11 protein-coding genes are annotated in these 13,715 nt (G+C 72.7%); 6 read left to right on the top strand and 5 right to left on the bottom strand.

Translation table 11 applies throughout. The annotated features are described in order from the left end of the window. Positions 1 to 52: 52 nt before the first annotated feature. From ACIRRH_RS25535 to ACIRRH_RS25515, 5 genes are read right to left on the bottom strand one after another with little or no spacing between them, the layout of a single operon-like run. A complete protein-coding gene (locus ACIRRH_RS25535; RefSeq protein WP_403071658.1) occupies positions 53 to 1,828 on the bottom strand; it encodes a 1-deoxy-D-xylulose-5-phosphate synthase in 1,776 nt (591 codons plus the stop codon). Beyond that, positions 1,815 to 2,933, bottom strand: coding sequence for a flavodoxin-dependent (E)-4-hydroxy-3-methylbut-2-enyl-diphosphate synthase (ispG, locus tag ACIRRH_RS25530; protein ID WP_403071655.1), 1,119 nt, complete (start codon positions 2,931 to 2,933; stop codon positions 1,815 to 1,817). Before ispG ends, ACIRRH_RS25535 begins: the two co-directional genes overlap by 14 nt. Further along, complete coding sequence (ispH, locus tag ACIRRH_RS25525; RefSeq protein WP_403071652.1) at positions 2,930 to 4,270, bottom strand: 4-hydroxy-3-methylbut-2-enyl diphosphate reductase; 1,341 nt, start codon at positions 4,268 to 4,270, stop codon at positions 2,930 to 2,932. The genes ispG and ispH overlap by 4 nt, the downstream gene beginning before the upstream one ends. Beyond that, on the bottom strand, positions 4,270 to 5,316 hold the full coding sequence (locus ACIRRH_RS25520) for a polyprenyl synthetase family protein (RefSeq protein WP_403071649.1): 1,047 nt from the start codon (positions 5,314 to 5,316) through the stop codon (positions 4,270 to 4,272). Before ACIRRH_RS25520 ends, ispH begins: the two co-directional genes overlap by 1 nt. 14 nt (positions 5,317 to 5,330) lie before the next feature. Continuing rightward, positions 5,331 to 6,185 carry a TauD/TfdA dioxygenase family protein gene (locus ACIRRH_RS25515; protein ID WP_403071646.1) on the bottom strand — a complete coding sequence of 285 codons (855 nt, stop codon included), beginning with the start codon at positions 6,183 to 6,185 and terminating at the stop codon, positions 5,331 to 5,333. A gap of 148 nt (positions 6,186 to 6,333) precedes the next feature. Between ACIRRH_RS25515 and ACIRRH_RS25510 the strand changes: the two genes are divergently transcribed. The 6 genes from ACIRRH_RS25510 to ACIRRH_RS25485 are packed head-to-tail and all read left to right on the top strand — an operon-like array spanning position 6,334 to position 13,714. Beyond that, complete coding sequence (locus tag ACIRRH_RS25510) at positions 6,334 to 7,932, top strand: prenyltransferase/squalene oxidase repeat-containing protein (protein ID WP_403071643.1); 1,599 nt, start codon at positions 6,334 to 6,336, stop codon at positions 7,930 to 7,932. Beyond that, positions 7,929 to 9,218: a cytochrome P450 gene (locus tag ACIRRH_RS25505; RefSeq protein WP_403071640.1), complete on the top strand. Its 1,290-nt coding sequence runs from the start codon at positions 7,929 to 7,931 to the stop codon at positions 9,216 to 9,218. The genes ACIRRH_RS25510 and ACIRRH_RS25505 overlap by 4 nt, the downstream gene beginning before the upstream one ends. Continuing rightward, on the top strand, positions 9,206 to 10,138 hold the full coding sequence (locus ACIRRH_RS25500) for a UbiA prenyltransferase family protein (RefSeq protein ID WP_403071637.1): 933 nt from the start codon (positions 9,206 to 9,208) through the stop codon (positions 10,136 to 10,138). The genes ACIRRH_RS25505 and ACIRRH_RS25500 overlap by 13 nt, the downstream gene beginning before the upstream one ends. A 14-nt stretch (positions 10,139 to 10,152) precedes the next feature. Continuing rightward, positions 10,153 to 11,007: a MaoC/PaaZ C-terminal domain-containing protein gene (locus ACIRRH_RS25495; protein ID WP_403071634.1), complete on the top strand. Its 855-nt coding sequence runs from the start codon at positions 10,153 to 10,155 to the stop codon at positions 11,005 to 11,007. A gap of 45 nt (positions 11,008 to 11,052) precedes the next feature. Further along, positions 11,053 to 12,120 carry an amidohydrolase family protein gene (locus ACIRRH_RS25490; RefSeq protein ID WP_403071631.1) on the top strand — a complete coding sequence of 356 codons (1,068 nt, stop codon included), beginning with the start codon at positions 11,053 to 11,055 and terminating at the stop codon, positions 12,118 to 12,120. Between the two features lie 22 nt (positions 12,121 to 12,142). Further along, positions 12,143 to 13,714, top strand: a complete 1,572-nt coding sequence (locus ACIRRH_RS25485) for an AMP-binding protein (protein WP_403071629.1) — start codon at positions 12,143 to 12,145, stop codon at positions 13,712 to 13,714. Position 13,715 lies beyond the last annotated feature (1 nt).

The following is a 13,715-nucleotide window of genomic DNA, read 5'->3' as shown; positions in this document are numbered from 1 at the left end:
CAGACGTGGTGACCGGCGCCGTGGCGAAGGTGTCCGCAGGGGTTACCCGGGATCACTGTCCGGCTTCTTGTGACAGCCAGGAGAGAACGCTTTCGGTCAGGGCCTCGGGGTCGAATCCGTGCCGGCGCAGGATCGCGCGGCGCGACCCGTGCGGCAGGAACCCGGTGGGCAGGGCGACGGTCCGCACGACCGTCCGGGCGCCCGTCGCGGCCAGGGCACTGCCCAGTCGCTCGCCCAGGCCCCCGGTCACCGCGTTGTCCTCGACCGACACCACCAGTTCGTGGCCGGCCGCCAGGGCCGGCAGCTCCGCGGGCAGCGGCACCGGCCGGCGGGGGTCGACCACGGCGGTGGGGACGCCGAGGGCGGTGAGCCGGTCGGCGGCGGCCAGGCAGTTCTCCGCCAGCGGCCCGCCCGAGACCAGCAGCACCCGCGCGCCCTCGGCACTGCGCAGCAGGTCCATCCGCCCGATCCGGCCGACGGCCGGGACCGGGGGCGCCACCTGCTCCTTGGGGAAGCGCAGCACGACCGGCCCGTCGGTACGGTCGAGCGCCTCCCGCAGCAGTGCCGCCAGTTCACCGGCGTCACGGGGCGCCGCCACCTCCAGGCCCGGCACGGTGGCGAGCCAGGACACGTCCCAGATGCCGTGGTGGCTCGGCCCGTCGGGACCGGTGACGCCGGCCCGGTCGAGGACGAACACCACCGGGAGCCGGTGCAGCGCCACGTCCATCAGGACCTGGTCGAACGCCCGGTTCAGGAAGGTGGAGTAGACCGCGACCACCGGACGCAGCCCGGCGTGGGCGAGACCCGCGGCGGAGACCACCGCGTGCTGCTCGCTGATCCCCACGTCGAAGATCCGGTCGGGGAACGCCCGGGCGAACCCGCCGAACCCGACCGGCTCCAGCATCGCCGCCGTGATCGCCACCAACTCGGGCCGCTCCCGGCCGAGTCGGACGATCTCGTCGCCGAAGGCCTCGGTCCAGGTCCGGCCGGAGGCGGGGGCCGGGTCACCGGTCGCGGGATCGAAGGTCCCGATGGCGTGCCAGCGGTCGCCCTCGTCCGAGGCCGCCGGGTGGTAGCCGCGTCCCTTCTCGGTCAGGCAGTGCACGACCACCGGGCGGTTCAGGGCGGCGGCCTCGCGCAGCGCGGCCTCCACCTGCTCCAGGTCGTGCCCGTCCACCGGCCCGAGGTAGGCGATGCCGAGGCTCTCGAACAGCGGGGCCGTCGCCCGGTCCCCGGCGTCCCCGCCCCGGAGCCGGGCCAGGTGCTCGGCCAGCGCGCCGACGGTCGGGGCGTAGGAGCGGCCGTTGTCGTTGAGCACGATGACCACCGGCCGGTCCGGGGCGGCCCCGATGTTGTTCAGCGCCTCCCAGCACATGCCGCCGGTCAGCGAACCGTCGCCCACCAGGGCCACCACCCGGCGGTGGGCGGTGCCACGCAGCTGGAAGCCCTTGGCGATGCCGTCGGCGTAGCCGAGGGCGGTCGAGGCGTGCGAGTTCTCGATGACGTCGTGCTCGGACTCGCGCCGGTCCGGGTAGCCGGACAGCCCGCCCTCCTGCCGCAGGGTGTCGAAGGACTTCATCCGGCCGGTCAGCAGCTTGTGGACGTAGGCCTGGTGGCCGGTGTCGTAGAGCAGGACGTCCTCGGGCGATTCGAAGACCCGGTGCATCGCGACGGTCAGCTCGACGACGCCGAGGTTGGGGCCGAGGTGACCGCCCAGCTTGGCCACCGACTCCACCAGGAAGCCGCGGATCTCCGCGCAGAGCTCCCGCAGTTGATGGGCCGTCAGGCCGTGGATGTCGGCGGGGCCGGCCAGGTCAGCCAGCTTCATCCTCGTCCCCCATCTCCTCGGCCAGCAGCAGCGCCTCCTCGATCAGGGTTTCGACGATCTTCGACTCGGGCACGGTCTTGACGACCTTGCCCCGCACGAAGATCTGCCCCTTGCCGTTGCCCGAGGCGACGCCCAGGTCGGCTTCCCGCGCCTCGCCCGGCCCGTTCACCACGCATCCCATGACCGCGACCCGCAGCGGCACCGTGAGCCCCTCCAGGCCGGCACTCACCTGATCGGCCAGCCGGTACACGTCCACCTGGGCGCGGCCGCACGACGGGCAGGAGACGATCTCCAGCCGGCGCCGGCGCAACCCCAGGGACTGCAGGATCTGGATGCCGACCTTGACCTCCTCGACCGGAGGCGCGGACAGCGAGACCCTGATGGTGTCGCCGATGCCCTGGTGCAGGAGGGCGCCGAAGGCCACCGAGGACTTGACGGTGCCCTGGAACGCCGGTCCCGCTTCGGTGACCCCGAGGTGGAGCGGGTAGTCGCACGCCTCGGCGAGCAGCTCGTAGGCGCGGACCATCACCACCGGGTCGTGGTGCTTGACCGAGATCTTGAAGTCGTGGAAGTCGTGCTCCGCGAAGAGCTCCGCCTCCCGCAGGGCCGACTCCGCCAGCGCCTCGGGGGTGGCCTTGCCGTACTTCTTGAGCACCCGGGGGTCCAGGGAGCCGGCGTTCACGCCGATCCGGATCGGCGTCCCGTGGTCGCGCGCGGCCTGCGCGATCTCCTTGACCTTGTCGTCGAAGGCCTTGATGTTGCCCGGATTGACCCGGACGGCGGCGCAGCCCGCCTCGATCGCGGCGAACACGTACCGGGGCTGGAAGTGGATGTCGGCGATCACCGGCAGCTTGGACTTGCGGGCGATCTCCGGCAGCGCGTCCGCGTCGTCCTGGCTGGGGCACGCCACCCGGACGATGTCGCAGCCGGCGGCGGTGAGTTCGGCGATCTGCTGGAGGGTCGCGTTGACGTCCGAGGTCAGCGTCGTCGTCATCGACTGGACCGAGACGGGATGCTCGCTGCCCACCCCGACCCGCCCGACCATCAGCTGCCGCGTGGCCCGACGGGTCGGCAGCGAAGAAGCGGCACTGTCCACCACGGTCACCGTGTCTCCAAGTTCGTCGAGGTGCCCCGCAGCTCCTTGGGGAGCTGGAAGGTCACGTTTTCCGTTGCCACCCGGTGCTCGGTGACCGTGACGGGCCCGAGCGCCGACAGGTTGCCGACGATCTCCTGCACGAGCTCGTCAGGGGCCGAGGCCCCGGCGGTGATGCCGATCCGGGCCCGGTCATGCAGCCAGTCGAGGGACACCTGGGAGGCGTCGTCGACCAGCCGGGCCGGTGTGCCGGCCCGCTCCGAGAGCTCGACCAGCCGCACCGAGTTGGAGGAGTTGGCCGAGCCGACCACCAGCACGAGATCACTGCGCGCGGCGATCGTCGCGACCGCGTTCTGCCGGTTGGTGGAGGCGTAGCAGATGTCCTCCGAGGACGGTGCCTTGACGGAGGGGAAGCGGTCCGCGAGGGCCGACACGACGGCCGAGGCCTCGGACATCGCCAAGGTGGTCTGCATCAGGTAGGACACCGCGGCCGGGTCCTCGACCTCCAGCTCGGCCACCTCGTCCGGGGACTGCACCAGCACCATGCTGTCCGGGGCCTCCCCGAGGGTGCCCTCGACCTCCTCGTGCCCGGCGTGGCCGATCAGGACCACCGTGTCGCCGCGGCCGGCGAACCGCCGGGCCTCGGTGTGCACCTTGGTCACCAGCGGGCAGGTGGCGTCGATCACCCGCAGCTCGTGCCGCTCGGCCGCCTCGCGGACGGCCGGCGACACCCCGTGGGCGGAGAAGACCACCACCGCACCGGCGGGCACCTCGTCGAGTTCCTCGACGAACACCGCGCCGCGCCGGGCGAGGCCCTCCACCACGTGCTGGTTGTGCACGATCTGCTTGCGGACGTACACCGGGGCACCGTGGCGGTCCAGGGCCCGCTCCACGATCTCGATGGCGCGGTCGACACCGGCGCAGAAGGAGCGCGGAGCCGCGAGCGACACCTCGCGCGGCCGTTGCAGCGCCGCCCAGTCGGACAGGACCCGGTCGACCGCGTCCTCGACGGACCGGCGGACGGCCGAAGCACCGTCGCCGTCCTCGGTGACCACGCAGAGCAGCGCGTCGGTGCCGCTGCCCGACAGGGCCGCCGGCGGCAGGCCCCCGGACGGCTCGACCACCGTCACCAGCGGCGCCTGCGCCCCGGCCGGGACCTCGCCGCCGGCCGCGACCGCGCCCGTGTGGACGGTGATCCCGCGGGCCCGCAGCGCTCCCAGCAGCATGCCGTACGGCTGCGCTCCGACCGGCCCTCCGGGCTGGTACACCCGGTCCGCCAGCACCACCTCGCCGGGTCGCACGTCCGGCGAGAGCGGGCGGGTGACGGCTCGTGCGATCAGGGCCGCCATCAGCGGTTCCGGAGGGAGATGTAGTCGGCCACCGCGACCAGCGGCTCCCGGTGCTCCTCCAGCAGGTCCAGGGCGTCGAGCTGCTCGATCGCCAGACGCTGCTGGCGACGGATCTCCTCCTCCGTCCAGGCGCGGCCGCCGGCCGACTCCACCAGCACGGCCGCCCGCTCGATCTCGGTCTCCGTCAGTGCCTCGGGCTTGGCGTAGAGCGTGGCCAACTCCTCCGAGTCCGGGCCGCCGTCGTTGAGCGCGGCCACGACGGGGATGCTCTTCTTCCGGTTCCGGAGGTCGGACTTGACCGGCTTGCCGGTCACCGCCGGGTCGCCCCAGACGCCGAGGATGTCGTCGACCAGCTGGAACGCCAGCCCCAGGTGGGAGCCGAACGCCGCGAACCGGTCCGAGACCTCGGCGGGCGCACCGGCCAGACCGGCGCCCAGCTCGCAGGAGCAGCGCAGCAGCGCTCCGGTCTTCTGGGCGGCCACGGTCAGCGGCTGGGACAGCAGGGCCGTGGTCTGGCTCTCGAGTGCGAGGTCGGCCATCTGGCCGGCGGCCAGCTCGTTGACCGTCGCGATCAGCACCTTGGTGGCCCACGCGTGCCGCTCGGTCGACTCGTCGAACATCCCGCAGGCCCGGGCGAGCAGGATGTCCCCCGCCAGGATCGCGGCCGGGACGCCGAACTGCGTCCACACGGTGGGCCGGCCTCGGCGCTCCACGTCCCGGTCCATCACGTCGTCGTGCAACAGCGAGAAGTTGTGGACCAGTTCGACGGCCGCCGCACCCGGAACGAGGTCCGCCGGCGTCCCTCCGCAGGCTTCTCCGCAGAGGATGGACAGCGCGGCCCGGATCATCTTGCCGCCGTTGTCGGCGGTCGGACGCCCGAGCACGTCGGCCCAGCCGAAGTGGTACGCGACGATGGGCCGGATCGTTTCGTCGAAGGTGTCCACGGCACCCCGCAATGCGGGCGTCACCATGCCGGTGGCCCGCACCGCGCTGCGATTCACCAGCTCAGCACAGTCGTCCCGGGTCTTGACAGTTTCAGCCTGCACCGAATTCGTCCCCCTCAGACCTTCGTGTCCTCGTGGTTGGCGAAGTCCTCGTAGCGAAGGGTCGGGCACTGCTCCCAGAAGCCCTTCTCGCCGAGGGCGACCCGCCGCAGGGTCCGCTCGCCGTCACCGCCGAGGTCACCCCGCGCGTGCTGGACGGCCAGGTTGTGCCAGATGACGAGGTCGCCCTGCTGCCAGCGGTGCTCGTACACCTCGTCCGACCGGTACATGAGGTCGAAGAGCTCGACGAGCAGCCCGCGGCTCTCCTCCTCCGACAGGCCGTCGATCCGGGTCGTCTGGTTCTCGTTGACGAGCAGCCCGCGCTCGCCGGTGACCGGGTGGCTCCAGACCACCCGGTGGGTCGCCCGCGGCGACTGCTCCGGGACGTCCAGGTCCATGTTGCGCCCCTCCATGCTGGCCGGCATGGCGTTGTCGCAGGTCAGGTCGGCGATCCGGGCCCGGAGCGACTCCGGCAGCCGGCGGTGGGCGCGGGGGGTGCTGACGAACCGGGTCGAGGTCACCTCGCCGTCCACCCGCTCGCCGAAGAGGGAGACCGCCTGGAGCGGCTCGGGGCAGTGCGCGATGTCGGAGTGGAAGGACAGCTCGCTCGTTCCGAGGGCCGCGCCCTCCTTGACGTTGGAGACGTAGCCGATGCCGGAGCCCTGCTCGTGGAGCACCGGTCCGAGGCCGTCCATCAGCCGGATCTGGTCGTCCATCGTGAAGTCCTGGTTCCGGAAGACCAGCAGGTGCTGGGTCCGGAAGAGTTCGAGGAGCGCGGCCTGCTGGGCGGAGTCGAACGGCTTGCTCAGGTCGAGGTCGACGATGGCTCCCCACCCTGCCTCGGTCGGGGTGTAGCGGAACTGAACTGCCATACCTGATTCCCCTGTTCTCTCCAGGCCGGCCCCGACAACTCCAGGCGGCGACAGTTGCGAGATTAGCACGCTAGGTTGGATCATATAAATGATTCACTTGTATCGTGAGCGGCCGCCGGTCGGGCGGCCGCCCGAGCCGGGGAGAGCAGTGTCCGCAGCCGACGCACAGACCATGACCACCGCCTTCGACACCGAGGCCGCGGAGTTGCTCGCCGCAGCGGCCGCAGACACGTCGGGCCTGGTGGCCCCCTCGGTGTACGACACGGCCCGACTCGTCTCCCTGGCGCCCTGGCTGGACGGCCACCGCGCCCGCCTCGACTACCTGCTCACCGAGCAGCAGCCGGACGGCGGCTGGGGAGCCCCCGACGGCTACGCCGTGGTCCCCACGCTGAGCGCGGTGGAGGCCCTGCTGGCCGAGTTCGCCCGCGCCACGACGGACGGCGACGACGCCACGACCGACGCCGTCGCGCGGGGGCTGGCGTTCCTCCGGGACCAGTTCGCCATGGGCGAGCAGCTGGAGGTGCCGGACACCATCGGCGTCGAGTTCGTGGCACCCGCCCTCCTGGAGGACATCAACACCCGGCTCGCCCGGCTCCCCGCCGACGCCCCGGGCAAGCTGGCCGCCTGGGCGGGCGTCACCCTGTCCTCACGGTCCTCCGAGCTGGACCCCACGCTGCTGACCGCGGTCCGCGAGATCGTCCGGGAGACGCCGCTCTCGTCGAAGCTGTGGCACACCCTGGAGGCGATGGGGCTGGAGTGCCACACCCGCGTCAAGCCGCACAACGGCTCGGTCGGCTGCTCCCCCGCCGCCACCGCCGCCTGGCTGGCCGGCACCGGGCAGCGCGACGCCGAGGCCGTGGAGTACCTGCGGTCCGTCCAGGAGCGGTTCGGCGGGCCGGTGCCCTCGATCACCCCGATCACCTACTTCGAGCACGCGTGGGTGCTCAACTCCTTCGCCGTGTCCGGGCTGGAGTACCAGGCCCCGGCCGTGATGCTCGACAGCCTGGAGTCCGGACTCACCGAGGAGGGCATCCCTGCCGCCGCGGGCCTGCCGGTGGACTCGGACGACACCGCCGCCGCCCTCTTCGCGCTGGCCCAGCACGGTCGCGGCCGGCGCCCGGACGCGCTCATGCACTTCCAGCGGGACGGCTACTTCGCCTGCTTCGGCACCGAGCGCACGCCCTCGACCAGCACCAACGCCCACATCCTGGAGGCGCTCGGCTACCACGTCGCCCAGCACCCGCAGGACGCCGGCCGGTACGGGGCTGCGATCCGGATGATCACCGCCTGGCTGCTGGAGACCCAGCTGCCGGACGGGAGCTGGATCGACAAGTGGCACGCCTCCCCCTCCTACGCGACGGCGTGCTGCGCCCTGGCGCTGGCCCACTTCGGCGGGCCCGGGACGGCCGACGCGGTCCGCCGGTCGGTCGACTGGGCGCTGGAGACGCAGCGCCGGGACGGCTCCTGGGGGCGCTGGACCGGGACCACCGAGGAGACCGCCTACATGGTCCAGGTCCTGCTGCGCACCGACGCGCTCACCGGCGGGCGGGAGGACCTCGCCCGGGCGACGGCCCGGGCGGCGGCCCGCGGCTGCGCCACGCTGCTCGCCCACGACGATCCGCAGTCCTACCCCGGGCTCTGGCACGACAAGGACATCTACGCCCCCGTCACGGTGATCAGGGCTGCCCGACTGGCGGCGCTGGCCCTCGGCCGGCGGCTGCCCGTCGATCTGCGGGACGCCCGATGAGCCGTGGCGACAAGTACCGCTTCGCCTTCCGGACGCTCTCCTTCCTCAACGCCCGCAGGAACGACCCGTCCGGTTCGGTCGAGCTGAGCTCCGCCCCGAACCGCGCGCTGCTGGTGTGGAAGCCCGAGACGATCGGCCAGATCTTCCGCGGCGACAGGGACATGGTCCTGGAGGGCAGCGACACCCTCGGCCCGCTGGTCGGGGAGCAGTCGCTGCTCTTCGCCAACGGTCCGCGCCACGCGGCCTACCGCCAGGTCATCGGACCGCGGCTGCGCGGCCGCCACCTGCGCAGCTACGAGGGCATCATCACCGCCGCCACCCAGGCCGCGATCGACGAACTCGCCCCCGGGACGGTCGTACCGATCTCCGAGTGGACCCGCCGGTTGACCCTGGGGATCGTCAGCCAGATCATCCTCGGCAAGGTCGACGAGGGCCTGCTGTCCCGCTTCACCACCTGGGTGGAGGGAACGCTCGGCTCGCGCGGCCGCACCCTGGCCTACCGGTACCTGCGGCTGCCCGCGTCCGTGCCCTCGCCCTGGCGCACCTTCCAGCGCCGACGCGCCGACCTCGACAAGGAACTGGTCTGCCCGGTGACCGGCCGGACCGGGGCCGCGGCGCCGGAGGGTGAACCGACCTCGCTGGTCGACCTGCTGCGGGCCGGCGGGGAACCGCTCGGCTCGGTGTCCGACACCGAGCTGCGGGACCAGATCGTCTCCCTGCTCTTCGCCGGGCACGAGACCACCGCCTCCTCGATCGCCTGGGCGCTGTTCTGGCTGGAGCGCAACGACTCCGTCCGGCGGGACGTGCTGGACGAGCTGGCGGCGACCTCGGGCGACGGCTCGGTGGCGGAGGACGTCCCGCTGCTCGACGCCGCCTGCCGGGAGGCCCTGCGCATCTCCCCGCCCGCCGTGGTCGCGGGCAACCGCGTGCTCCAGGAGGACCGGGAGATCCACGGCGAGCAGATGCCCGCCGGCACCCGGCTCACGCCGTGCATCTACCTCGCGCACCAGCAGCCGGACGTCTATCCGGAGCCCGAGCGGTTCGATCCGCAGCGGTTCCTCGACCGCCGGATGTCCGCCCAGGAGTACCTCCCCTTCGGCGGCGGGACCCGCCGCTGCCTCGGCGCGGACCTGGCGATGCTGGAAATGCGGATGATCGTCGCGGCCGTCCTCCGCCGGCGCGAACTGAAGTGCGTCAACCCCGAGACCGGTGTGCCGCACCTGCGCGGACCGGCGATGGGCCCTGGCGAAGACCTACGAATGGTGGTGACCGCATGTCCGTCGTGACGGAACAGACCCGGCAACCGAGCAGCTACGCCCGGGACCTCTGGCGCATCCACCGCCTGGAGTACCCGTTCCCCATCATCTACGTCTGCCACGTCCTGTGGGGAGCCAGCCTGGCGGTCGCCGAGCCGGCGGACCTGCTCTCGGCGCCCGTGCTGATCACCCTGGTCGCCAACATCATCGGGATCATCTCGCAGAACCCGCTCAACGCCGCGCTCGACATCATGGGGGACACCCACACCGCCGGGAAGGAAAGCATCGCCGGTGCCACCCGACGGCTCAGCCCCGCGGTCGGACTGACCTGCGCGGCCGTGGAGATGGTGACCGCGCTGGGCCTGTCCACCTGGGTCGCCGTCTGGCTCGGCCGGCCGCTCATCGCGGTCGGCGTCCTGCTGGCCCTCCTGCTGCACCTGGCGTACAACATCGAACCGATCCGGCTGAAGCGGCGCAGCTACGCCAACCCCGCGTACTTCGGCGCGACGTTCGCCTTCCTGCCCTGCGTGTCCACCTATCCGGCGGCCCGCGGGGACATCACGCTCTCCGCCTGGCTGTTCTTCCTGGGCCTCGGGGTCCTGCTCTTCGGACGCTCGCTCTGGTGGTCCATCCCCGACATGATCGGCGACGCGGTGGCCGGGGACCGCACCCCCGCGGTGCGGCACGGCGCCCGCCACGCCCTCGTGGTGGCCTGCGTCTGGACCGCGGTCGCCCTCGCCCTGCTCGGTGCCGGCCTGTGGCAGTACGGCGCGGGCTGGGCCGTCCTCGGCGTGCTGGCCTGCAGTGCCTTCCTGATCGACAAGTTCGGGCTGCTCCGGCACATCTCCGACCAGAACCTGCCGCACGAGTCGGCCATGCGCAAGCGCAGCCTCTCGCTGGTCATGGGCGCCGACATCCTGCTCTGCCTCATCCCGCTGCTGGCCGGCTGACCCGAGGAGACCGCATGCCCATCGACCCAGCGGCCGCCGTGGCCGCACCCGCCCGCCGGGCCACCCTGGAGTGGGACCACCGGGACGTCCTGCTCTACCACCTCGGGATCGGGGCGGGCGGGGCCGCCACCGACGACGCCGAGCTGCGCTACACCCTGGAGAGCCGCCTCCAGGTGCTCCCCGCCTTCGCCACCGTCGCCGGCGGCGGCCAGGCGGCCGGCGGCGGGCTGGCCGTGCCCGGCATCGACGTCGACCCGGCGACGGTGCTGCACGCGGAGCAGCACATCGCGCTCCACCGGCCGATCCCGGTACGTGGCAAGGCCGTTCAGACCACCCGCGTCGCCGAGGTGCTCGACCGCGGCCGGGCCGCCGTCATCGTCCTGCGCTCCGAGGTGGCCGACGAGGACGGACCGCTGTGGACGGCGGAGGCCAGTGCCCACGTCCGTGGCGAGGGCGGCTTCGGCGGCTCCCCCGGCCCCGACCGGCGCCGCGCCGTTCCGAGCCGGGAACCCGACCACACCGTCGACCGCGCCACCCGCCCGGACCAGGCGCTGCTCTACCGGCTCTCCGGCGACTTCAACCCGCTGCACGCCGACCCGCGGTTCGCCCGGGCGGCCGGGTTCGAGCGCCCGATCCTCCACGGGCTCTGCTCCTACGGCCTGGTCCTCAAGGCGGTGGTGGACACCCTGCTGGCGGGCGACGCCACCCGGGTCCGCAGCTACCGCGCCCGCTTCGCCGGGATCTTCCTCCCCGGCGAGACCATGCGGATCCGGATGTGGGCCGACCACGGCCGGGTCCAGGTACTGGCCACCGCGGCCGACCGCGACGACGCCGCCGTGCTCGCCGACACCGTCGTGACCTTCGACTGAACACCGGGGCCGGCTCCCGGCCCGCACCGACAACCAGGAGACCGAATGCAGAAGCTCTGGGTCAACTCGGCCGACTCGCACGTGCTGGAGCCCGACGACCTGTGGGAACGCTCGCTGCCCGCCGCGCTCCGCCCCCGCGCACCGCGCAGCGAGCGCAAGGACGGCAGGGAGACGGTGTACGTCGACGGCCAGGTCGTACGGCGCGACCCGCTCGACTTCGCCGATGCCATGCGCCCGCCGGGCGCCCTCGACCACCGGATCCGCCTGCGCGACCTGGACGAGCAGGGCATCTGGGGCGAGGTCGTCTTCCCCTCCCGCGGCCTGTGGACGGCGGTGATGACCGATCCGGTCCTGGCCCACGAGTGCATCAAGGTGTACAACGACTGGCTGAAGTCGGACTTCCTCTCCCTCTCGCCCCGCCTGGTCGGCGCGGCCATGGTGTCCATGCTGGACACCGACGACGCCGTCTCGGAACTCCACCGGGCCGCCGGCCTGGGGTACCAGACGGTCTTCCTGGCTGCGACTCCCCCGCCCGGCCGGGAGTTCAACAAGGAGGTGTGGGAGCCGTTCTGGGCCGCGGCCGCGGAGGCCCGGATCACCGTGAGCATCCACATCGGCACCGGCGCCGACACCGTCGTGACCCGGGGCCCCGGCGGCGCGATCGCGAACTACGTGGAGACGCTCTTCCCCGCCCAGCGGGCCGTCACCCAGCTCGCGGCCTCGGGCGTCCTGGACCGCCACCCCGACCTGCGGGTCCTCATCGCCGAGGCCGGCTGCGCCTGGGTCCCGGCGCTCGCCGACCGGATGGACGAGGCGTACCGGCAGCACGGCATGTTCGTGCGCCCCAAGCTCTCCATGCTGCCGAGCGAACTCGTCCGCCGCCAGGTCTACGCCTCGTTCCAGCACGACGGGACCGCGATCGGCGCCGTCACCGCCATGAACTACACCAACGTGCTGTGGGGCAGCGACTACCCGCACCTGGAGGGCACCTTCCCACGGACCCAGGAGGTGCTGACCGAACTCTTCGACGGCGTCGACGAGGAGGTCCGCGACCTCATCATCCGGGACAACTTCGAGAAGCTGTTCTCGGTGCCGAAGCGGCAGGACGCCTGACCCACCGATGAAAGCAGCTGACGTGAACCCCGTGCACCACCCGACCATCGGCGACGTCCTGCGCGAGCACCGCCGCTCCCACCCCGACCGCACCGCCCTGGTGGACGGCCGGTACCGGCTCACCTGGGCCGAACTCGACGACCGGGTGGACCGGTTGGCGGACGCCCTGGCCGGTGCGGGAGTCGGCCCCGGCGACCGGATCATGTGGCTCGGCCAGAACTCCTTCCGGATCTACGAGCTGCTGATCGCGGCGGGCCGCCTGGGCGCCGTGCTGTGCGTCGGCTACTGGCGGTGGGCACCCCCGGAGATGGCCTTCGCACTGCGCGACTTCGACCCGCGGGTGGTCGTCTGGCAGCAGCAGGAGATCGGGGAGACCGTGGCCCTCGCCCGGGCCGAGCTGGGCGACGCGGACACCGCCCGCTGGCTGCGGCACGACGACGACGGACCGGACGGCTACGAGCGGTTCCTGGCCGCCGGCGCCCCCGGGCGGCCCGAGCGGCCCGTCGACGCGGACTCGGCCCTGCTGGTGCTCTACACCGCCGCGATCGACGGACGGCAGTGCGGCTCGATGCTCTCGCACACCAACCTGCTCAGCATGGCGTCCACCGCCTCCTGGCTCGGCGACATCGACCGCACCTGCACCTTCCTGAACACCGGACCGATGTTCCACATCGGCAACTACCAGTTCTGGGGCCTGCCCACGCTCCTCCAGGGCGGCACCAACGTGGTCGTGCGCCGCGTCGACGCGGCCGAGGTGCTGTCCGTCCTGGTCGCCGAGGAGTGCACCCACGCCTTCCTGATGCCGCCCACCGTGGTGGAGATCGTGGCGCTCAACCGGGTCGCCGGCCACGACCTCGGCCGGCTCCGGGCGACCGTCGCCCCGCACCTCTGGGAGGGCATGGCCACGCCGGACCACAGCCGCTTCGCGCGCTGCGGCGGCGCCGAGGGCCGCGGGTACGGGCAGACCGAGCTGTCCGGCTTCGCGGTCACCGGTGCACACGGCGGCCCCGGCACCGGCAACGCCGGCCGCCCGGGGCCCTGGCTGTCGATCCGCGTCCTGGACGCCGACGGCCGTGAGTGCCCGCCCGGCGAGGCCGGTGAGATCTGCGCCCGCGGCGCCGTCGTCCACCTCGGCTACTGGAACCGGCCCGAGGTCAACGCGCACCGCTTCCGGTCCGGCTGGTGGCACACCACGGACCTCGGCCGGCGCGAGGAGGACGGCACGATCACCTTCCTCGGCACGACCACCCGGATGCTCAAGTCCGCTGCGGAGAACATCTTCCCGGCCGAGGTGGAGAACTGCCTCGCGCAGCACCCGGCGGTGCGCGAGGCCGCGGTGATCGGGGTGCCGAACAAGCGCTGGTCCCAGGACGTCAAGGCGGTCGTGGCGCTGGCCGAGGCCGGCTCGGCGGACGAGCAGGACATCATCGAGTTCTGCCGCACCCGCATCGCCTCCTACAAGAAGCCGAAGAGCGTCGAGTTCGTCGAGGCCCTGCCGCGGACCGGCTCCGGGGCCACCGACTACGAGGCCCTCGACGCCCGCTTCGGCGGCGGCGGCTACCCCGGGGCGACCACGCTCGGGCCGGGGCGGTGAC

This window comes from Kitasatospora sp. NPDC101235, from assembly GCF_044767505.1.
Classification (GTDB): Bacteria; Actinomycetota; Actinomycetes; order Streptomycetales; family Streptomycetaceae; genus Kitasatospora.
Note: the sequence above shows the minus strand (reverse complement) of the source record. Positions and strands in the feature narration are given on the sequence as shown.